The sequence below is a fragment of the Streptomyces sp. NPDC031365 genome, assembly GCF_055569765.1.
Map to the genome: position 1 here is coordinate 33,049 of NZ_JBVIIM010000013.1, position 20,692 is coordinate 53,740.

The window sequence follows — 20,692 nt, forward strand, 5'->3', positions numbered from 1 at the left end:
ACGGCTGCCACCGCCAGCCGCCCCAGACCCCACCCCCCCCACCCCTCCTCCCCCCCCCCCCCCCCCCCCCCCCCCCCCCGCCCCCCTTGTCGGCTGCCTACGCGCCGAGCTTCGCCAGGGCCGCGTCGATGCGGGCCAGGGTCTGGCCCTTGCCCAGTACCTCCAGGGACTCGAAGAGGGGCAGGCCGACGGTGCGGCCGGTGACGGCGACGCGGACCGGGGCCTGGGCCTTGCCGAGCTTGAGGCCGTGGGCCTCGCCGGCGGCCAGGACGGCCTCCTTGAGGGAGTCCGGGGACGTCCAGTCGGCGGCCTCCAGCTTTTCGCGGGCGGTACGGAGGAGGGCGTCGCTTCCTTCCTTCATCGCCTTGTTCCAGCTCGCCTCGTCGAAGACCGGTTCCGGGAGGAAGAGGAAGTCCACGTTGTCCGTGATCTCCGACAGCACCTTCAGGCGGGTCTGCGCGTGCGGGGCGATGGCGTGCCACTTGGCCTCGTCGAAGGCCTCCGGGGCCCAGGGCGCGAAGGGGGCCTTGAGCCAGGGGGCACAGCGCTCGGTGAAGTCCTTCACGTCGAGCATGCGGATGTGGTCGCCGTTGATCGCCTCGCACTTCTTCAGGTCGAAGCGGGCCGGGTTCGGCTGCACGTCGGCGACGTCGAAGGCGGCGACCATCTCGCCGATGGTGAAGACGTCCTGGTCGGCGGAGAGCGACCAGCCGAGCAGGGAGAGGTAGTTGAGCAGGCCCTCGGGGAGGAAGCCGCGCTCGCGGTAGAGGTTGAGCGAGGACTGCGGGTCGCGCTTGGAGAGCTTCTTGTTGCCCTCGCCCATCACGTACGGCAGGTGACCGAAGGCGGGGGTCCGCTTCGCGATGCCCAGCTCGGTCAACGCCTTGTAGAGAGCGATCTGGCGCGGAGTGGAGGAGAGCAGGTCCTCGCCGCGCAGGACGTGGGTGATCTCCATCAGCGCGTCGTCGACCGGGTTGACCAGCGTGTACAGCGGGGCGCCGTTGGCGCGCACGATGCCGTAGTCCGGGACGTTCTCCGGGGTGAAGGTCAGCTCGCCGCGGACCAGGTCGGTGAAGGTGATCGTCTCGTCGGGCATCCGGAAGCGGACGATCGGCTCGCGGCCCTGGGCCGTGTACTCCTCGACCTGGGCGTCGGTGAGCGCGCGGCAGTGGCCGTCGTAGCCGGACGGCCGGCCGGCGGCGCGGGCGGCGTCGCGGCGGCTGTCCAGCTCCTCCTGGGAGCAGTAGCAGCGGTAGGCGTGGCCCGCGTCGAGGAGCTTCTGCGCGACGTCCCGGTAGATGTCCATGCGCTGCGACTGGCGGTACGGCGCGTGGGGGCCGCCGATCTCGGGGCCCTCGTCCCAGTCGAAGCCGAGCCAGCGCATCGAGTCGAGCAGCTGGGCGTAGGACTCCTCGGAGTCGCGGGCCGCGTCGGTGTCCTCGATGCGGAATACCAGGGTTCCGCCGTGGTGCTTGGCGAACGCCCAGTTGAACAGGGCGGTACGGACCAGGCCCACGTGGGGGTTACCGGTGGGCGAGGGACAGAAACGGACGCGTACGGGGGAGCCGGGTGCGCTAGCCACGCTTGACAACCTTGTTGGTGAGAGTGCCGATGCCTTCGATGGTGACGGCGACCTCGTCGCCGACGTGGAGGGGGCCGACCCCAGCCGGGGTGCCCGTGAGGATGACGTCGCCGGGGAGCAGGGTCATCGCCTCGGAGATGTTGACGATCAGGTCCTCGATGGGGTGGATCATCTCGCTGGTGCGGCCGAGCTGACGCTGGGCGCCGTTGACGGTGAGCTGGACCGTCAGGTCGTTCGCGGCGGCGATGTCCAGGTCCGTCTCCACCCAGGGGCCGAGCGGGCAGGAGGTGTCGAAGCCCTTGGCCCGCGCCCACTGCTTCTCACGCTTCTGGACGTCCCGCGCGGTGATGTCGTTGGCGCAGGTGTAGCCGAAGATCACGTCCTTGACGCGTTCGCGGGGGACCTCGCGGCACAGCCGTCCGATCACGACGGCCAGCTCGGCCTCGTGGTGCACCTCCTGGGAGAAGGACGGGTACTGGATGTCGTCACCCGGGCCGGTCACCGAGGTGGCGGGCTTGAAGAAGGCGAAGGGGGCGTCGGGTACCTCGTTGCCCATTTCCTTCGCGTGGTCGGCGTAGTTGCGCCCGAAGGCGACCACCTTGTTGGGGAGCACCGGCGGCAGCAGCCTGACCTTGCTCAGCGGGACCTTGGTGCCGGAGAGCTCGAAGTCCGCGAACGGGATGCCCTTGATGATGTCCAGGACGAGTTCGTCCTGCCGGTCGCCCTCGACCGCGCCGAAGGCGACGTTCCCGTCGATGGAGAATCTGGCGATGCGCACGGGATGTGTGTCCCCTTGACTTGACCGATCGGCTGGAGTCTGACGCTCCAGGCTAACGCGGTGGAGTCCCGGCCTCACGCAAGAACGAGGGGCGCCCCACGGCAGGTGGGGCGCCCCTCGTCGTCGCGCGGTGGGCCTTGAGCGTTTCGCGGCCGCCGCGCGTATGGATCGGTGTCAGTTCGCGGCGCCGGCCGCGACCGGGATCTCCATGAGGACGGTGCGCCTGGGATTGGCGGTCTGGGCCGGGAGTTCGGCGGAATGCTCCTGCTGGACCGGCGTCTGCAGATCCTCGGCGCCGTCGAGGTGAGCCAGCGTCGTACGCCGCGGGTTGGCGATCTTGTGGAACATCGTCGTCGTCTTCACTGTTTACTTGACCCTGTCCTGTTCACGGGCGCCCGGAGGGGTCGAGGACCCCGCCGGAGGGCGCGGGTTGTCGGTTTGGCCGTCCCTGTAAAGCGTCAGGCTAAACATGCGATTCCCCGCCGATGAGGGCCGAGCAGCGCGATCACGGTGTGAGTTTGCTCACGACGTGGGGGACGAACCGGCCAATCCGGACCCACCCCCCGGGTACCGGAATCGGACATTCACCCCCTGAAGCCACCATTCCGCTCCTGATCATGTCGACTGGGACACCGGGCCCGTCCGCACGTTTCACCCGCATGTGCACGCTTTGGGTGAGATTACCTTCTACCCCCGGTCACTCGCCCCTCACACCGTGTCACGTATCTCACCTGTAAGGCCACGGGCCTTGTTGGAGATCCTGCACTGTGCTGGAATTCCACGGACCGCCGCAGGGATCGAGCCGGCGCACAAGGGGCGCACAGACGCGCCGAGTGGCGGCCGAGAAGGGGGAACCAGCGCCGGTCATCCACGACCACCCCGGGGGCGTATTCAGGGCGCCCCTATGACGCCGACACCGTGCCTCGCCGTTCACGCGGAGGGGCGCCTGGTTCAGAGGTTGCGACGCTAGTGCAGGGACGTTTCAAGAGGGATGGCAGCGCTTCGGCGGAGCCGGAGCCGCAGGGCGGGACTGGCCCCAAGGCCGTCAGCTCCTCGCCCCAGCACGCCCAGAACCAGGGCCCGACCACGCCCGGGAACAACGGCGAACGCCCCGGTGCCTCCGCGCCGACGACATCGCCCGCCCCGGCCGCACCCAAGGCTTCGACCGGCCCGGGGTCGCGAATAGCGCTGCGCAACTGGCGCATCTCGACCCGTCTGGTGTCGCTGCTCGCCCTGCCTGTGGTCGCGGCCACCTCGCTGGGCGCCCTGCGTATCCAGCAGTCGATGGACGACATCCAGCAGCTCGACAACATGAAGCTGCTGACGGACATGACCCAGCAGGCCACCGAACTGGCCCATGCGCTCCAGGAGGAGCGTGACCAGTCGGCCGGCCCGCTGGCGCACGGCGGCAAGGGCACCGACTTCTCGGTCAAGGGCCACCGCGAGAAGACCGACCGCGCGATGTCGAACTTCCTCGACAGCTCCGAGGAGATCGACGCCGCGAGCAAGGACGGCAACCTCAAGGGCGTCCGCGACAACCTGGTGCAGCTCGCCGGTGACCTGGGTGAGCTCGCGAAGATCCGCAACACGGCCTTCCAGACGGAGAAGAACTCCACCCAGACCGTCGAGGGCTACCACCGTCTGATCGAGAACCTGATCGACCTCTCGCAGGACATGGCGGAGGCGACCAGCAACCCCGACATGATCCAGCGCACGCGTGCCCTGGCGTCCTTCTCCTCGGCCAAGGAGTACGCGTCGATCCAGCGCGCCGTCCTCGCCGCGGCGCTGCCCACGAGCAACACCACCAAGGGCGTCCTCTCCGAGAACGACCGGCTCTACGCCGAGTCGGCGCTCGCGAGCCAGAAGTCCGAGATCCGCAGCTTCAAGAGCATCTACGGCGGGGCCTCCGCCGCCGAGCTGCTGCTGCCGATCGAGGAGGGCAACACCACGATCAAGGCCACCGACGAGTACGCCGGCCGCGCGCTGGCCTCGGAGTTCGGTCTCGCCTCGGTCGGCGCGCGGTCCTACCGGGACTGGCTGGACGACAGCTCCACCAAGATCCAGCAGATGAAGAACATCGAGCACTCACTGCTCGAGGAGATGGAACAGAAGGCCCGTGAGCTGCGCAGCGCCACCGAGCGCGACGCGATCGTCTCCGGTGCGCTGATCCTCCTCGTGCTCGGTGTGTCACTGGTCGGCGCCTTCGTCGTGGCCCGCTCCATGATCCGCTCGCTGCGCCGGCTGGAGGAGACCGCGACCAGGGTCGCCCAGGAGCGTCTGCCCGACCTGGTCAAGCAGTTGTCCGAGACCGACCCGCAGGACGTCGACACGTCCGTGGAATCCGTCGGTGTGCACTCCCGGGACGAGATCGGCCGTGTGGCCGCGGCCTTCGACGACGTGCACCGCGAGGCGGTCCGCCTCGCCGCCGAGCAGGCCCTGCTGCGGGGCAACGTCAACGCGATGTTCACCAACCTCTCGCGTCGCTCCCAGGGTCTGATCCAGCGCCAGCTCTCGCTGATCTCCGAGCTGGAGTCCCGCGAGGCCGATCCGGACCAGCTGTCCTCGCTGTTCAAGCTCGACCACCTCGCCACGCGTATGCGCCGTAACGGTGAGAACCTCCTCGTTCTCGCGGGTGAGGAGCCCGGCCGCCGGTGGACCCGCCCGGTTCCACTGGTCGACGTGCTGCGTGCCGCCGCGTCCGAGGTGGAGCAGTACGAGCGCATCGAGCTGGCCTCCGTGCCGACCACCGAAGTGGCCGGCCGGGTCGTCAACGACCTCGTGCACCTGCTCGCCGAGCTGCTGGAGAACGCGACCTCGTTCTCCTCCCCGCAGACCAAGGTCAAGGTCACCGGTCACGCGCTGCCCGACGGCCGTGTGCTGATCGAGATCCACGACACCGGTATCGGTCTGTCGCCGGAGGACCTGGCCGCGATCAACGAGCGGCTCGCCTCGCCGCCCACCGTGGACGTCTCCGTCTCCCGCCGCATGGGTCTGTTCGTGGTCGGCCGGCTGTCCCAGCGTCACGGCATCCGCATCCAGCTCCGCCCGTCCGACTCCGGTGGCACGACCGCACTGGTCATGCTGCCCGTCGACGTCGCCCAGGGCGGCAAGAAGCCGCAGGCCAAGCCCGGTCAGCCGGGTGCCGGTGGCGGCGGTCCCGCCGCCGCGCAGGCCGCCGCCGGTGCCGCCGCCGCGCGGCGTGCCGCCGGGGCCGGCCAGTCCGCCGGCGGTGTGCTCGGCGCCGGTGCGCCCGGTGGCAGGCTCGGGGCCGGTCAGGGTCCGCGTGCCGCGCTGCCCGGGCGGGACGGCGGTGGCCGTCCCGGCGGCCGGGGTCCGCAGGGTCAGCCGGGCGGTCAGACGCCCTCGCTGTTCGACCACGGTGCTCCTTCCGGCCCCCCGCAGGGCCGTCCCGCGCCCGCCGGCGCGGGTGCCGGCTTCGGCGACCGGGCACCCGGCGCCCCGCAGGGGATGCAGGCCGCGGGTCCGAACGGGAAGCAGGACAACCAGGACGCTTTCGGTGGCGGCCGGGGCCAGGTGCCGCCGCAGCGTGGCAACGGCGGCGCCGAGCGCGGCCGTCGCCCGCAGCTGCCGCCGCGTGGCGGCGCACGCCCCGAGCTGCCCGGTGGCGACCAGCAGCAGCCGCGTGTGCCCAGCTGGAGCGACGAGAACGCTCAGCCGCCGGTGCCGCGCGCCTCGCTGGACGCCCCGCGCGGCCATGAGGAGCCGGACGTCTCCCGCACCTCGGCCATGCCGCGGTTCGACGACCGGCAGGGTTCCGGCGCGACGGCGGAGATCCCTCGCTTCGACGAGCGCCAGAACACCGGCGCGCCCTCCTACGGTTTCGACGCACCGCAGAACACCGGCCAGTACCCCCAGCCCGGTACGGACGGTGGCCAGAACACCGGCCAGTACGGCCGGCCCGGCGCGAACGGTGGCCAGAACACCGGCCAGTACGCCCGCGGTGACATCTTCGGTGCTCCGCAGGGCGGGCAGAACCCGTCCTCCACGGGCCAGTTCCCCGCCCCGCAGGGGTACGGCAACGGCTCCACCGGTCAGTACCCGGCACCGCGCCAGGACAACGGCTCCACCGGCCAGTTCGAGCGCCCGCAGACGAACGGCACGCACGGCGCCGGCCTCGGCGCTCCGCGTTCTCCGATCCCGCCCGTCCCGCCCGCCCCGCCACAGCATCGGCCTGACGACGGGCGCGGAGCGTCCGACGCCTGGGCACTGCCGCCGGCGACCGGCCCCGGTGACGGTCGTACGCCGCTGTACGACACCCTCGAGACCAACTGGTTCCACGGTGGCGGCGGTGCACCGGAGCAGGGCGAAGGCCAGGCTCCAACGCCCCAGCAGCCGCAACAGCAGCCCCAGCAGCCGCAGGGCCCCACCGGCCCGCAGCGGTCTGCCGCTGCCTGGCGCAGCTCGCCCAACGACGAGCTGGTCCGACAGGCCGAACGCGTCCGCCAACCGGCCGCGGGCGGCGTCACCACCTCCGGCCTGCCGCGCCGGGTACCCAAGGCGAACCTCGTCCCGGGTACGGCTCAGCAGCAATCGCACCAGAGCGGTCCTCAGGTCTCGCGCGCCCCCGATGACGTGCGCGGCCGGCTGACCAATCTCCGTCGGGGTATCGCACAGGGTCGTCAGGCCGGGTCCACCCAGACCGGCAGCTTCCCGAGGCCCACTCACCAGCAGGAGCGTTAGTTGAGCCCGATGAGCCAGGCGGCACAGAACCTCAACTGGTTGATCACCAACTTCGTGGACAACACCCCCGGGGTGTCCCACACCGTCGTCGTGTCTGCCGACGGTCTCCTTCTCGCGCTCTCCGAGGGCTTCCCGCGCGACCGCGCGGACCAACTCGCGGCCGTCGCTTCGGGACTGACCTCCCTGACGGCCGGCGCTTCCCGGATTTTCGAAGGCGGCGATGTCGCCCAGACGGTCGTCGAGATGGAACGAGGATTCCTCTTCCTCATGTCCGTGTCCGACGGCTCGTCCCTGGCCGTGCTCGCGCACCCTGACTGCGACATCGGCCTCGTCGGCTACGAAATGGCGCTCCTGGTCGACCGCGCGGGGGCGGTCCTCACCCCGGACCTGCGCGCCGAGCTACAGGGAAGTCTGCTCCACTGATCGGCCCGGCACCACCCGTCTCACCAAATCACCGTCCGGCCGCCACATTCCCCCCACCGGCCCCGTCAGACGGCTTGACCGACCGACTTGCTGTCCCGCCCGGAGGATTCATGACCCCGCCCACCGCCTCTCATGATCCGTACGCGGAGCCGTACGAGGACGAGGGCGACCAGCCACTGGTCCGTCCCTATGCGATGACCGGTGGCCGGACCAGGCCCCGCTACCAGCTGGCCATCGAGGCTCTGATCAGTACGACGGCCGACCCGGCAGCACTCATGGGACTCCTTCCGGAGCACCAGCGCATCTGCCATCTGTGCCGTGAGGTGAAGTCGGTCGCCGAGGTATCGGCGCTGCTCAACATGCCCCTGGGTGTTGCCCGGATCCTGGTGGCCGACCTGGCGGAGGCGGGACTCGTCGCCGTGCACCAGCCGGGCGGCGACGAGACGACCGGCGCCCCGGACGTGACACTGCTCGAAAGGGTGCTCAGTGGACTTCGCAAGCTCTAGCGGCGGGACGGTCTCCGAAAGCCGTGCCACCACGTCCGCGAAGATCGTGGTGGCGGGCGGCTTCGGCGTGGGCAAGACCACGTTCGTCGGCGCCGTCTCGGAGATCAACCCGCTGCGCACGGAGGCAGTCATGACGTCTGCTTCGGCAGGCATCGACGACCTCACCCACACCGGAGGCAAGACCACCACGACGGTGGCCATGGACTTCGGCCGTATCACCCTGGACCAGGACCTGATCCTGTACCTGTTCGGTACGCCCGGTCAGGACCGCTTCTGGTTCATGTGGGACGACCTGGTGCGCGGCGCCATCGGCGCGATCGTGCTGTGCGACACCCGCCGGCTGGCGGACTGCTTCCCGGCGGTCGACTACTTCGAGAACTCGGGGCTTCCGTTCGTGGTCGCCCTCAACGGCTTCGACGGCCAGCAGCCCTACACACCCGAGGAGGTGCGCGAGGCGCTGCAGATCGGGCCCGACGCCCCGATCATCTCGACGGACGCCCGACACCGCGCGGATGCGAAGAGTGCGCTGATCACGCTGGTCGAGCACGCCCTTATGGCGCGTCTCAGGTAGAGCCAAAACAGAAGCGGCATACCGCGGTTGTCGTAGATGTACCGGTGCCGGCTGTGTCCTTTGACACGGCCGGCCTCGGTGTTCATAACGTTTCGGCAGAGGAATCGGGGGATGTCGACACGCGACGCGTTCGCGCGGTACCACTGCGCGCACGAAGGGCTTGCCTTTTGCCAGGGCTCGACCTGTATGACCGTTTTGTCTAGGACTTACCTCACTTGATTTTCCCGCCCTCCCATGTTTGGAAGAGCGCTGGTCGGCATGCTGGAATGCCTGAACTGCCCATTGGTCAAAGACGTACTCAGTAGTCGATGGCATGCCGGGCTCTGAGACACTGCGGCACGACGAAGGTGCCGACCGCCGAGAGGTTGTTGGTCGAGTGAGGCGAAGCAAGAACAGTCCCGAGCCGTCGGCCCGGGGCAACTTCACGCCGCCGCCGCGCACAGCGGCGCCCGCCCCCGTACCCGGTCCCGAAGCCACGGCCTCACCCGCCCAGAGCAGAAGTCGCATGTCCCCGCGCAACTGGCGGGTGGCCACCAGACTGAACGCGATCCTGCTCATACCCGTGATGGTCGGCCTGGTCATGGGCGGCATCCAGGTGAAGAGCTCGATCGACACCTGGAGCGAGGCCGAGGACGCCGAGAACACCGCGCGCCTGGTGCAGGCCTCCCTCACGTATGCCAACGCCCTCTACAACGAGCGCGACGTCACCGCGGTCCCGCTGCTCCAGGGCAAGGGCCAGTCCGACCCGGACGTCACCAAGGCACGCACCGAGACCGACAAAGCGGCCGACGCCTTCGACGAGGCCGCGCAGAGCATGCCGGGCAAGCCCGGCCTCGAGCGCCGACTGCGGCTGTTCCGCGAGGCCGAGCCGCAGCTGAGCACGCTGCGTGCCGCCGCGTACACCTCCAAGCTCAAGGGCGTGCAGACCGAGGAGGGCTACGTCGCCGTCGCCCACCCGCTGATGGAGTTCGCCAACGAACTCGGTCTCGGCACCGGCAACATCACCAGCTACGGACGTACGGTCTACGCGATCTCGCTGACCAAGGCGGCGCTGTCGCTGGAGCGCTCCATCGGTATGCACCTACTGGTGAAGCCGGGCCCGACCGACAGCCAGCTCGCCAGCCAGCGTGTGGCCCTTTCCTCATACGCCTACCTCGAGGGCATCGCCATCGAGGAGTACACGGGCGGTGGCACCGAGGCCGACGCGGCCAAGCTGGAGCAGACCGCGCAGCGGATCCAGGCCGAGGGTGCCGCCATGGCCAAGGAGGCCAAGCAGCAGGACCCGGACTATGTCGCGCCGCCCGCCAAGCCGGAGACGATGATCTCCGAGCTCGGCCGTCTTCCCTCCGTGGACCCGGCCGCGCGCGCCGAACTCGCCTCGAAGGGCATCACCCCCGCCAACTGGTGGGCCGTGAACACCCTCAAGTTCGACGGCTACCGCGAGATCGAGTCCGATCTGGCCGACGCCGCGGTGACCGAGGCCGCCCAGATCTCCGACAACGCCCAGCGTGATGCCTTCATCACCGGTGCCGCCGTCGTGATCGCGCTGCTCGCCGCGTTCATCCTGGCCGGCATGGTGGCCCGCCAGATGAGCCGCTCCATGCGCCAGCTGCGCAACGCCGCGTTCGGCATCGCCGAGCAGCGCCTGCCGATGCTGGTCGACCAGCTCTCCCGTACCGACCCCGGCCGGGTCGACACCCGGGTCCAGCCGATCCCGATCACCTCGACCGACGAGATCGGCGAAGTCGCCCGCGCCTTCGACCAGGTGCACCGGGAGGCCGTCCGGCTCGCCTCCGAGCAGGCCCTGCTGCGGGGCAACATCAACGCGATCTTCACGAACCTGTCGCGCCGCAACCAGTCGCTGATCGAGGGCCAGCTGACCCTGATCACCGACCTGGAGAACAACGAGGCCGACCCGGACCAGTTGGAAAACCTCTTCCGCCTGGACCACCTGGCCACCCGTATGCGCCGCAACGGCGAGAACCTGCTGGTCCTCGCCGGCGAGGAGCCCGGCCGCCGCTGGGACCAGCCGGTGCCGCTGGTCGACGTACTGCGCGCCGCCTCCTCCGAGGTCGAGCAGTACGAGCGCATCGAGCTGTCCGGCGTCCCCGAGGCCGAGATCCACGGCCGCGCGGTGACCGACCTCGTGCACCTGCTCGCCGAGCTCCTCGAGAACGCCACCACGTTCTCGTCCCCGCAGACCAAGGTCCGCGTCACCGCGACCCGGCTCCCCGACGGCCGCGTGATGATCGAGATCCACGACAAGGGCATCGGCCTCACCGCCGAGGACTTCGCGGACATCAACCACAAGCTGGCCAACCCGCCGACCGTGGACGCCGCCATCTCGCAGCGCATGGGTCTGTTCGTGGTCGGCCGGCTGTCCGACCGGCACGGCATCCGGGTCCAGCTGCGCCCCTCGGGCGAGCAGGCCGGCACCACCTCGCTGGTCATGCTGCCGGACGCGATCACCCACGGTGGTGGCGGCGAGCAGCAGATGAACCGCGACGACTTCACGGTCTCGCAGATCATCCCGGAGCAGAGCTTCCAGGGTGAGAGCTTCAACCACCAGCCGCTGCGCACCGCCGCGGAGCTCGGCTTCGACGACAGCCGTTACGCGGAGGTCCCCGACGACATCCGGGAGCTGGACCCCGTCGGCCGTTCCCTGATGCGCGAGGAGCGCCGGGCGGCCCTGGAGTCCCAGCCCCAACCCGAGCCGACCGCCACGAACGCCCAGGAGACTCCCGAGGCGCCCGGCTACCCGGACGAGTTCGCCGCCCCACAGGGCTACGACAACGGCCAGGGGTACGAGGGCAACGGGCAGGGCGACTACACCAACGCCCAGGGCTTCGACGGCTACCAGGAGCAGCAGGGCGCCGGGTACGACCAGCAGGCATACGACAACGGGCAGCAGACGGCGTACGACGATCAGCAGCAGTCGTACGGCGAGGGCTACTACGCGCAGAACGGCTCCTTCCCGTCCGACAGCGGTTACCCGGACCCCTCCTACGCGGAGCCGGCCCGGGGCGACCACACGGCGCCGGGTGCCACGGCCCCCGACGGCTTCACGGCCTTCTCGGACCGGCGCCGGGAGGACGACTGGCCGCAGCAGGACGGCTACCGCAACGGCTACCCGGACCAGTACCCTGCTCAGGCCCCGGATGCGGAATCCACGCAGGCCGATGACGTACGTGAGCAGGACAGCGTAGGCTTCGACCGACCGGGACCGGCTGCCTCCGAGAGCCACGACCTGACCAATGCCGGGCTTCCCCGCCGCGGATCCACCGCGAACGGCACGAACGGCACGTCTCTCGTGACCCCGGAGCCGCCGGCCTCCACTCCGGAGAGCAACGGCGGCAGCGGATGGCGGTCGGCGAATGACGAACGCTGGCAGCAGGCCTCGTCGCTCCGGAAGCCCAAGGCAGGCGGAGTGACCTCCTCCGGTCTGCCGCGGCGGGTCCCCAAGGCCAACCTGGTCGAGGGAGCCGCCGAAACCACCCCTCAGGGAGGCCCACAGGTCTCCCGCGCCCCGGAGGACGTCCGGGGCAGGCTGAGCAACCTGCGACGCGGTGTCCAACGGGGCCGCAACGCGGGCAGTGAATCGAACGGTCAGGGCTTCGGTTCTGACAGCACCTACAACCAGGAGCGTTAGTGTGAGCCCGATGAGCCAGGCGGCACAGAACCTGAACTGGTTGATCACCAACTTCGTGGACAACACCCCGGGGGTGTCCCACACGGTGGTGGTCTCCGCCGACGGACTCCTTCTGGCGATGTCCGAAGGCTTCCCCCGTGACCGCGCCGACCAGCTCGCGGCCGTCGCCTCCGGTCTGACGTCTCTGACGGCAGGCGCCTCCCGGATCTTCGAGGGCGGCAGCGTGAACCAAACGGTTGTGGAGATGGAGCGAGGGTTCCTCTTCCTGATGTCCATTTCCGACGGTTCGTCGCTCGCGGTTCTCGCACATCCGGAGGCCGACATCGGCCTCATTGGATACGAGATGGCCCTTCTGGTCGACCGTGCCGGTACGGTCCTGACACCGGACCTCCGTGCGGAGCTCCAGGGGAGCCTTCTCAACTAAAGGACGCACGGTGCGGTTTGGTGTCCCGGGGCCGTAAGGTTTCGGGACGCGGCTCCACAGTGACGGGTACAAGGCATATCGGAGGAGGAGAAAGTGGCAACACCCCCAGGCGGTTCATCGTCGGGCAACTGGTCGTACGGTCCCGCACAGGGCCAGAACGACGGTGGCCAGAACGGGTACGGCTACCCCTCCACCCCGGACCACCGGCAGCCGTACGCGCCGCAGGGCCCTGGCCCTTCGCCGTACGACCAGCCGCACGCGCCACGTATCCAGCCGGTGCAGCCGCAGCGTCACACCCCCGAGTCGGCGCCCGCCGCGGCGTCGCACAACCCCCTGGTGCGCCCGTACGCGATGACGGGCGGCCGCACCAGGCCGCGGTACCAGCTCGCCATCGAGGCACTGGTGCACACCACCGCGCAGCCGCACCAGATGCAGGGCCAGCTGCCCGAGCATCAGCGGATCTGCAACCTCTGCCGGGAGATCAAGTCGGTGGCCGAGGTCTCGGCCCTGCTGACCATCCCTCTCGGCGTGGCCAGGATTCTCGTCGCCGACTTGGCGGAGGCGGGACTGGTCGCCATCCATCAGCCCGGCGGCGACGAGAGCGCCGGCGGCCAGCCAGACGTGACACTGCTCGAAAGGGTGCTCAGTGGACTTCGCAAGCTCTAGCGGCGGTCCTTCCCGCTCCACCACATCAGCGAAGATCGTGGTGGCGGGTGGCTTCGGCGTGGGCAAGACCACGTTCGTCGGGGCCGTTTCGGAGATCAACCCGCTGCGCACGGAGGCCGTCATGACGTCTGCTTCGGCAGGCATCGACGACCTCACCCACACCGGGGACAAGACGACCACGACGGTCGCCATGGACTTCGGCCGTATCACCCTGGACCAGGACCTGATTTTGTACCTGTTCGGTACGCCCGGTCAGGACCGCTTCTGGTTCATGTGGGACGACCTGGTGCGCGGCGCCATCGGCGCGATCGTGCTGGTGGACACCCGTCGTCTCGCCGACTGCTTCCCGGCCGTCGACTATTTCGAGAACTCGGGGCTTCCGTTCGTGATCGCCCTCAACGGCTTCGACGGCCAGCAGCCGTACAACCCGGACGAGGTCCGGGAGGCACTGCAGATCGGTCCGGACACGCCGATCATCACGACGGACGCGCGGCATCGTGCCGATGCGAAGTCGGCGCTGATCACTCTCGTGGAGCACGCGCTGATGGCCCGTCTCCGCTGACGGTGACCACCGGTGTGTACGCCGCCCCCTGTATCAGGCGTCCTGCCCGCGCCCCGTCTGCCACAGCCTGACGGGGCAGTCGTGCAGCAGCCTGCGGGCAGTGGCGCCGCTGGAGCGGCACGGGTGGGCGCTGGGGGTACCCCCTTCGGGGGAGGCACCTCGTAGCGCCGAGTTGCGCAACAGCCCCTTGCGGCCTCTGGGTTGCCGGGGGCTTTCGCATGCCGGGTGCGGGCGTGCGGGGGCTGGTCGCGCAGTCCCCCTGAGGGTGTCCCCCGGACGGAGTGACGAGGCGCCCCTGAGGGTGTTGCCCGGCGGCGTGGCGAGTGGCGGGCTTCGTTCAACGAGTCAGGGCCCCTCCGTGGTGGAGGGGCCCTGACGTCATCGACGGCGAGGGTCAGCGCCAGCTGTGCGGAGCCCGGAAGCCCGGCTCGCGTTCGAGGCGGCGCCAGCCGGCCCGCGCCCGGCCCTGGTGAGCGGGAGCCGACGACGGCTGCGTGGCCGCACGCGCCAGCAGGATCGCCGTGATCGCGGCGACTTCCTCGGGTTCGGCGTGGCCCTTCTCGACACGGATGTCATGTGTGCTCATGGCTCTCAGTCTCCCTGGGAGAGATGTCCGCCGGGTTACTGCGGCGGGTTGCCGTGCTTGCGGGACGGCAGATCGGCGTGCTTGGTCTGGAGCATCGCCAGCGAACGGATCAGCACCTCACGCGTCTCGGCGGGGTCGATCACGTCGTCCACCAGTCCGCGCTCGGCCGCGTAGTAGGGGTGCATCAACTCGGACTTGTACTCCTTGACCATGCGGGCACGCATGGCGTCGGAGTCCTCGGCCTCGGCGATCTGGCGGCGGAAGATGACGTTGGCCGCGCCCTCCGCGCCCATCACCGCGATCTCGTTCGTCGGCCACGCGTAGGTGAGGTCCGCGCCGATGGACTGGGAGTCCATGACGATGTACGCGCCTCCGTACGCCTTGCGCAGGATCAGCGAGATCCGCGGCACGGTCGCGTTGCAGTACGCGTACAGCAGCTTCGCGCCGTGCCGGATGATCCCGCCGTGCTCCTGGTCGACGCCCGGGAGGAAGCCGGGGACGTCCAGGAACGTGAGGATCGGGATGTTGAAGGCATCGCACATCTGGACGAAGCGGGCGGCCTTCTCGGACGCCTCGATGTCCAGCACACCCGCCAGCGACTGCGGCTGGTTGGCGACGATGCCGACGACCTGGCCGTCCATACGGGCCAGCGCGCAGATGATGTTGCGGGCCCAGCGCTCGTGGACCTCCAGGTACTCGCCGTCGTCGACGAGCTCCTCGATGACCTTGGCCATGTCGTACGGCCGGTTGCCGTCGGCGGGCACCAGGTCCAGCAGGACCTCGCTGCGGCGGTCGGCGGCGTCGGCGCTCTCCGCCCGCGGCGGGTTCTCCCGGTTGTTCTGCGGGAGCAGCGACAGGAGGTAGCGCACCTCGTGGATGCACGTCTCCTCGTCGTCGTAGGCGAAGTGGCAGACGCCGGAGGTCTCGGCGTGCACGTCCGCGCCGCCCAGGCCGTTCTGGGTGATTTCCTCGCCGGTGACCGCCTTGACCACGTCCGGCCCGGTGATGAACATCTGCGAGGTGTCCCGCACCATGAACACGAAGTCGGTGAGGGCGGGGCTGTAGGCCGCGCCGCCCGCGCACGGGCCGAGCATCACGCTGATCTGCGGGATGACGCCGGACGCCTTGGTGTTGCGCTGGAAGATGCCGCCGTAGCCGGCGAGGGCGGAGACGCCTTCCTGGATACGAGCGCCCGCACCGTCGTTCAGCGACACCAGCGGGGCACCGGCCGCGATGGCCATGTCCATGATCTTGTGGATCTTGGTGGCGTGCGCCTCGCCCAGCGCACCGCCGAAGATCCGGAAGTCATGGGCGTAGACGAAGACCGTACGGCCCTCCACCGTGCCCCAGCCGGTGATCACACCGTCGGTGTACGGCTTCTTCTCCTCCAGACCGAATCCGGTGGCCCGGTGCCGGCGCAGCTGCTCGACTTCCCGGAAGGAGCCAGCGTCCAGCAGCAGTTCGATGCGCTCCCGCGCGGTCAGCTTGCCCTTGGCGTGCTGCGCCTGGGTCGCCTTCTCGCTCGGGCCGGCCAGTGCCCGGTCACGGATCTCGTGCAGTTCGGCCACGCGTCCGGGCGCGTCGGTCGGCTCACCCGGCGCCTCATCCAAAACGGTCATGTAGTGACCTTACGAAGCACACCGGGGATTGCGAGCCGTCGACTCCTCACAGTGTCCGGCGCATTTTCCTGGTACCACTGAACAGAACCATGACGGCGTTCAGGCGTTCTGACTGCTCAGAGGGCTTTCGGCTTGTAGGGGTCACACAAAGACGTCGACTGAGAGCCACCTCACACTCATGCGTGGCGTCCGCCTCCCCCGACGGTGACACGAAGCCTCAGCCGGGGGCCGGTGGCCAGGCCCTCCACGGAGAGTCCGGGCCTTCAGCCCCTCCCGCACCGGGTGTTCCCATACCATCTCCACCGGTTCGCCCGTTCGGGTCGGCCGGCTGACGCAGAGGGTAGCGGTACGGCCGTGGCGGCGGAGCGGCACACTCACCGTGGATGGATACGGCGGTCTGCCGCCCCGTGGTGCCCGGGGACGGCGACCGTCCGGCGGGCGGGGGTATTGGCGAGGGGGGCCGGGCACGCGTGGGCGCCCCCGGGTGGCCGCCGCCGCGACCAGGCGGCGGCCGACCCGAAGGATGCCACCCGCACCAAGGCGCCCTGCCCTCCCGTGCGTTCACTCCCGCCCGAGAACGTTGTCGAGGCCGCCTACGCCGTGCAGCGCCTGCACGTCGAGCGCGGCATCGCCGCCGGACGCCGGACGCCGGGCGGCGGGCGGCGGGATCGGCCTGACCTCCCACCGCCATCCAGCGTCAACTCGGTGTCGGCCGTCCGGACTTGCCGGACAGCCCACCGCGGACCGCTCCCGGCTCGCAGGGACGTCACCGCTGCCGACCGGCCGGCGCCGGGCACCGGCCTCCGCACAACCGCTCCTGCGGAACGGTCCCGGACGACACCCACTCCGGCCGGTACGCCGCTGCCGACCGCCACGGGTGGAAACGGCGGGGCCGTGGGCGGTCGCCCTCCGGCTGAAGCCCGGCACTCCAGCCGGAGGGCCGGGCCGGTGCGGTCGTCGGAATTCAGCCGAAGCGGTTGAGGAGTCCCCGGTAGAGGCGAGGGGTGAGGGCGCGCACCCGAGCCGGAAGGGAGAGCCAGGTGGGGACGTAGGTGTCGTCGCGGGCCTGGAAGACGGCGTCCCAGACGGCGGCCGCGACCCTGCCGGGTGAGGTGGGCCGGGGGTGGGCACGGTGGTACGGCCTGCCGCGGCGGGCGAAGAAGCCCGTCTCGACGGGGCCGGGCACGATCAGGCTCACCCCCACCCCCGTGCCGCGCAGTTCCTGCCGGAGCGCCTCCGCGAACGCGGCGAGCCCCGCCTTGGCGGCGGAGTACACCGCTTCCTCCCGTACGCCCACACAGCCGGCCACCGAGCCGACCAGCACCACGCGGCCCCCGCCGGCCGCCACCATCACGGGCAGCACCTCCCGTACGAGGTGCAGTGTCGCGTTGAGGTCGAGGAAGAGCACCCGGTCGATGTCGGTGTGCGGCATGCTCAGGAACGAGCCCGCCCAGCCGATGCCCGCCCCGGCGACCAGAACGTCGATCCGGCCGGTCTCTCGCAGCGCGACCTCCGCCAGCAGTTTCGCTCCGTCCGGCGCAGCGAGGTCTGCGGGCAGGAGCACCGCCGAGGTACCGGACGCCGTCTCCTCCAACCGCCGCCGGTCCCGGCCGCTGAGCAGCAGGTGCCAGCCCCCGGCGGCGAAGCGCCGCGCGGTGGCCGCGCCGATGCCCGAGGAGGCCCCGGTGACGAGGGCGACGCGCCGGTCGGTGCGGGGCGGCCCGTGTCCGCGTGCCGCCGTGCGGGTGGACGCGGAGACACGGGCGGCACCGCGTTCTGGGCCCGCCGGGGGGTCGTAGGTGGATCCGGAGCCGGTGATGGTCACGAGTCGGTCTCCCATGCGCTGTCGCTGCGGGTCCTCGCATCCAGGACACCCCCGGCCCGGCGCTCCGCGCCAGCGCTGGGGCCCGATCACCCGCCCCGGCGCGGTCCGGCCGGTGCGGGACGCTCCCCGGTCAGCAGGCGTGGCCCCGGCCCGCCCGGGGGCCTTCGTGCCCGGCGCGCAGGACCACTCCTGCGTGCCGCGGATGCGGCCATGTGGGCGTACGGGGCGTACGGCGCCCGGTTCCCCGGGTTACGAAGAAGGCATCCCTTTCGTATCCGGTCCGTCCGGCCCCGTGACGAGGTCACTTATGCGTCTGTTGCTCGTCCATCCCAGCGCCCTGATGTACTCCGAGATCTTCCTGCGGCTCGAACCACTGGGCCTGGAGCGCGTGGCGGGCGCCGCCCGGGAGGCCGGTCATGAGGTCCGGGTCGTCGACCTGCAGGTGCTCGGCGTCCGTCGGCTGCGCGACGAGGTGCGCTCCTTCCGGCCGGAAGCCCTCGGCATCTCCCTGAACTATCTGGCGAACATCCCCGAGGCGATCGCGCTGGCCAAGAGGGTGAAGCAGGAGGTGCCGGGCTGCTTCGTGTTCCTCGGCGGGCACAGTGTCTCCTTCGTCGCCGAGGAGGTCGTCGAACAAGCGGCGGGCGCGGTCGACGCGGTGGTCCGCGGCGAGGGGGAGCCGGTCGTCGGGCCGCTCCTGGAGGCGGTGCGCGACGGCGGCGTGGAGGGTGTGCCGGGCGTCGTCACGGCGAGTGGACGCGGCCCCGCGCCGCTGATGCTGCACAGCATCGACGCGCCGCTTCCGGCCCGGGACCTGATGCGCAGCCGGCGCCGCTACTTCATCGGCGAGCTCGATCCGTGCGCGTCGATCGAGTTCACCCGCGGCTGCCCCTGGGACTGCTCGTTCTGCTCGGCCTGGACCTTCTACGGCCGCAGCTACCGCAAGGCCTCGCCCGAGGCGGCGGCGGAGGACCTGGCGAGGATCCCCGAGCCGAACGTGTTCATCGTGGACGACGTGGCGTTCATCCGGCCCGAGCACGGGAACGCCATCGCCGCCGAGGTGGAGCGGCGTGGCATCCGCAAGCAGTACTACCTGGAGACCCGGTCCGACGTCCTGCTGCGCCATCCCGAGGTGTTCGAGCGGTGGGCGCGGCTGGGGCTGCGCTACATGTTCCTCGGCATGGAGGCGATCGACGCCGAGGGCCTCGATCTGTACCGCAAGCGGGTCAGCCCCGACGAGAACCTGAAGGCGCTCGAGACCGCCCGCCGGCTCGGCATCAAGGTCGCGATCAATCTGATCGTGGACCCGGGCTGGGACGAGGAGCGCTTCCGTGTGGTGCGGGAGTTCGCGCTGGCCGTGCCGGAGATCGTGCACTTCACCGTGATGACGCCGTACCCGGGTACGGAGATCTGGCACACCGAGTCGCGCCGGCTCACCACCCGCGACTACCGCCTCTTCGACATCCAGCACGCGGTGGTGCCCACCACGCTGCCGCTGGCGCGGTTCTACGAGGAGTTGGTGCGCACCCAGGCGGTCATCAACCGCAAGCATCTGGGGATGCGCACGGCGTTCGGCGCGGCGCGGGTCCTCGCCCGCAATCTGGCGCACGGGCAGACGAACTTCGCCCGCATGCTGTGGAAGTTCAACCAGGTGTACAACCCGCGCCGGCAGCTCGCCGACCACGCGCGGCCGGTGCGCTACGAGCTGCCGCTGCCGCAGCGTCTGGACGTCGGCGACCGGCGCATGCTGTACGTCCACACCCGGGACGTGACCCGGGACGCGCCCGCCCGCTCCCGCCCGCCGAAGGGGTAGCCGGCCGGGCCCCCAGCCGTGTGCCGCCGGTACCGCAGGGAATCCGGCCCGGACGGCGTCGTGTGCGGGAGAGGGCGTTCCCGGCACGTCACATGGCCTGGTTTCAGCGCTTCAGGGGCCTGAACGCGACACCTTCCCCAAAGATGTTGAACTTTGAAGGGAATGGGTCTACGGTAGGTCTTGCCCGGTTAGTTGAACATTCAACGTACTTCTCAGGAGGAACACCATGGGTATCTTCGGCCGCAAGAACGACGAGACCGCCACCGCGACCACCGCCGACGCGGTGAGCCCGGACCTGGCCGCGCTGACCGGTGAGTACACGATCGACCCGGCGCACACCACGATCGGCTTCGTCGCCCGCCACGCGATGGTCACCAACGTCAAGGGCAGCTTCCAGGACTTCACCGGAACCCTGCAGCTCGACGGCTCGGACCCGGCCAAGTCCACGGCCTCCCTCGACGTGGTGATGGACAGCATCGAGACGGGCAACGCCGACCGCGACGGCCACCTGAAGAGCTCGGACTTCTTCAAGACGGACGAGTTCCCGACGATGACCTTCCGCACCACCAAGGCGGAGGCCCTCGGCGGCGACGACTACCGCATCACCGGCGACCTGACCATCCTGGGCACCACCAGGCCGCTCACCATCGACCTCGAGTTCAACGGCGCCGCCACCGACCCGTTCGGCAACCAGCGCGTCGGCTTCGAGGGCACGTCCGAGATCCTGCGTTCCGAGTGGGGTCTGACCTGGAACGCGGCGCTGGAGACCGGCGGCGTCCTGGTCTCCGACAAGATCAAGCTGAACTTCGACATCTCGGCGATCCGCAAGGCCTGACCCGCCGGCCCGGCGCCCTGCCCGGCGCCACCCCTGAGCGCGCCCGCCTTTCCCGTACGGGAAAAGAAAGGAGCCGGCCTCTCCCCGGCGGCCGCCACCAGGTGCCCCGCCAAAGGGAAAACCCAGCAGCAAGAGGGGACATGACGGACAAC

Annotated in this window: 16 protein-coding genes; 10 read left to right on the top strand and 6 right to left on the bottom strand. The window is 70.1% G+C overall.

All coding sequences use genetic code 11. The features are described 5' to 3' along the window. Window positions 1-97: 97 nt before the first annotated feature. From gltX to ACZ5C2_RS20305, 3 genes are all read right to left on the bottom strand, one after another. Window positions 98-1,582 (bottom strand): glutamate--tRNA ligase, encoded by a 1,485-nt coding sequence (gene gltX / locus ACZ5C2_RS20295; protein WP_468792854.1) that lies wholly within the window; start codon window positions 1,580-1,582, stop codon window positions 98-100. Next, window positions 1,575-2,360: a fumarylacetoacetate hydrolase family protein gene (locus ACZ5C2_RS20300; protein ID WP_468792857.1), complete on the bottom strand. Its 786-nt coding sequence runs from the start codon at window positions 2,358-2,360 to the stop codon at window positions 1,575-1,577. Before ACZ5C2_RS20300 ends, gltX begins: the two co-directional genes overlap by 8 nt. Window positions 2,361-2,534: 174 nt before the next feature. Next, on the bottom strand, window positions 2,535-2,723 hold the full coding sequence (locus ACZ5C2_RS20305; protein WP_468792860.1) for a hypothetical protein: 189 nt from the start codon (window positions 2,721-2,723) through the stop codon (window positions 2,535-2,537). Between the two features lie 606 nt (window positions 2,724-3,329). Here ACZ5C2_RS20305 and ACZ5C2_RS20310 point away from each other — a divergent pair. The 8 genes from ACZ5C2_RS20310 (at window position 3,330) to ACZ5C2_RS20345 (ending at window position 13,862) form a co-directional block, all read left to right on the top strand. Beyond that, window positions 3,330-7,061: a sensor histidine kinase gene (locus ACZ5C2_RS20310; RefSeq protein WP_468792863.1), complete on the top strand. Its 3,732-nt coding sequence runs from the start codon at window positions 3,330-3,332 to the stop codon at window positions 7,059-7,061. A 9-nt stretch (window positions 7,062-7,070) separates the two neighbouring features. Next, window positions 7,071-7,484 (top strand): roadblock/LC7 domain-containing protein, encoded by a 414-nt coding sequence (locus ACZ5C2_RS20315; protein WP_257850117.1) that lies wholly within the window; start codon window positions 7,071-7,073, stop codon window positions 7,482-7,484. Between the two features lie 110 nt (window positions 7,485-7,594). Beyond that, complete coding sequence (locus ACZ5C2_RS20320) at window positions 7,595-7,990, top strand: DUF742 domain-containing protein (RefSeq protein ID WP_004924977.1); 396 nt, start codon at window positions 7,595-7,597, stop codon at window positions 7,988-7,990. Continuing rightward, window positions 7,971-8,561: a GTP-binding protein gene (locus tag ACZ5C2_RS20325; protein ID WP_468792866.1), complete on the top strand. Its 591-nt coding sequence runs from the start codon at window positions 7,971-7,973 to the stop codon at window positions 8,559-8,561. The genes ACZ5C2_RS20320 and ACZ5C2_RS20325 overlap by 20 nt, the downstream gene beginning before the upstream one ends. A 376-nt stretch (window positions 8,562-8,937) precedes the next feature. Continuing rightward, the gene (locus tag ACZ5C2_RS20330) at window positions 8,938-12,210 is read left to right on the top strand and encodes a nitrate- and nitrite sensing domain-containing protein (RefSeq protein ID WP_468792868.1); all 3,273 of its coding nucleotides are present in this window, start codon (window positions 8,938-8,940) and stop codon (window positions 12,208-12,210) included. A 10-nt stretch (window positions 12,211-12,220) separates the two neighbouring features. After that, window positions 12,221-12,634, top strand: a complete 414-nt coding sequence (locus ACZ5C2_RS20335; RefSeq protein WP_030948713.1) for a roadblock/LC7 domain-containing protein — start codon at window positions 12,221-12,223, stop codon at window positions 12,632-12,634. Between the two features lie 93 nt (window positions 12,635-12,727). Continuing rightward, window positions 12,728-13,300, top strand: coding sequence for a DUF742 domain-containing protein (locus tag ACZ5C2_RS20340; protein WP_468792871.1), 573 nt, complete (start codon window positions 12,728-12,730; stop codon window positions 13,298-13,300). Then, a complete protein-coding gene (locus tag ACZ5C2_RS20345) occupies window positions 13,281-13,862 on the top strand; it encodes a GTP-binding protein (protein ID WP_009314218.1) in 582 nt (193 codons plus the stop codon). Before ACZ5C2_RS20340 ends, ACZ5C2_RS20345 begins: the two co-directional genes overlap by 20 nt. A 394-nt stretch (window positions 13,863-14,256) precedes the next feature. On the opposite strand, the gene ACZ5C2_RS20350 is transcribed toward ACZ5C2_RS20345, so the two are convergent. The 3 genes from ACZ5C2_RS20350 to ACZ5C2_RS20360 all read right to left on the bottom strand — a co-directional run bounded on the left by ACZ5C2_RS20350 (window position 14,257) and on the right by ACZ5C2_RS20360 (window position 17,892). After that, the gene (locus ACZ5C2_RS20350) at window positions 14,257-14,448 is read right to left on the bottom strand and encodes an acyl-CoA carboxylase subunit epsilon (protein WP_468792875.1); all 192 of its coding nucleotides are present in this window, start codon (window positions 14,446-14,448) and stop codon (window positions 14,257-14,259) included. A gap of 35 nt (window positions 14,449-14,483) precedes the next feature. Continuing rightward, window positions 14,484-16,067 carry an acyl-CoA carboxylase subunit beta gene (locus tag ACZ5C2_RS20355; protein ID WP_468792878.1) on the bottom strand — a complete coding sequence of 528 codons (1,584 nt, stop codon included), beginning with the start codon at window positions 16,065-16,067 and terminating at the stop codon, window positions 14,484-14,486. A 964-nt stretch (window positions 16,068-17,031) separates the two neighbouring features. Then, a complete protein-coding gene (locus ACZ5C2_RS20360) occupies window positions 17,032-17,892 on the bottom strand; it encodes an SDR family NAD(P)-dependent oxidoreductase (protein ID WP_468793141.1) in 861 nt (286 codons plus the stop codon). Between the two features lie 307 nt (window positions 17,893-18,199). Between ACZ5C2_RS20360 and hpnR the strand changes: the two genes are divergently transcribed. Together hpnR and ACZ5C2_RS20370 are read left to right on the top strand one after the other, a co-directional pair. Then, window positions 18,200-19,705, top strand: a complete 1,506-nt coding sequence (gene hpnR / locus ACZ5C2_RS20365) for a hopanoid C-3 methylase HpnR (protein ID WP_468792880.1) — start codon at window positions 18,200-18,202, stop codon at window positions 19,703-19,705. 226 nt (window positions 19,706-19,931) lie between these two features. Then, window positions 19,932-20,540 carry a YceI family protein gene (locus tag ACZ5C2_RS20370; protein ID WP_468792883.1) on the top strand — a complete coding sequence of 203 codons (609 nt, stop codon included), beginning with the start codon at window positions 19,932-19,934 and terminating at the stop codon, window positions 20,538-20,540. The last annotated feature ends 152 nt before the right edge of the window (window positions 20,541-20,692 follow it).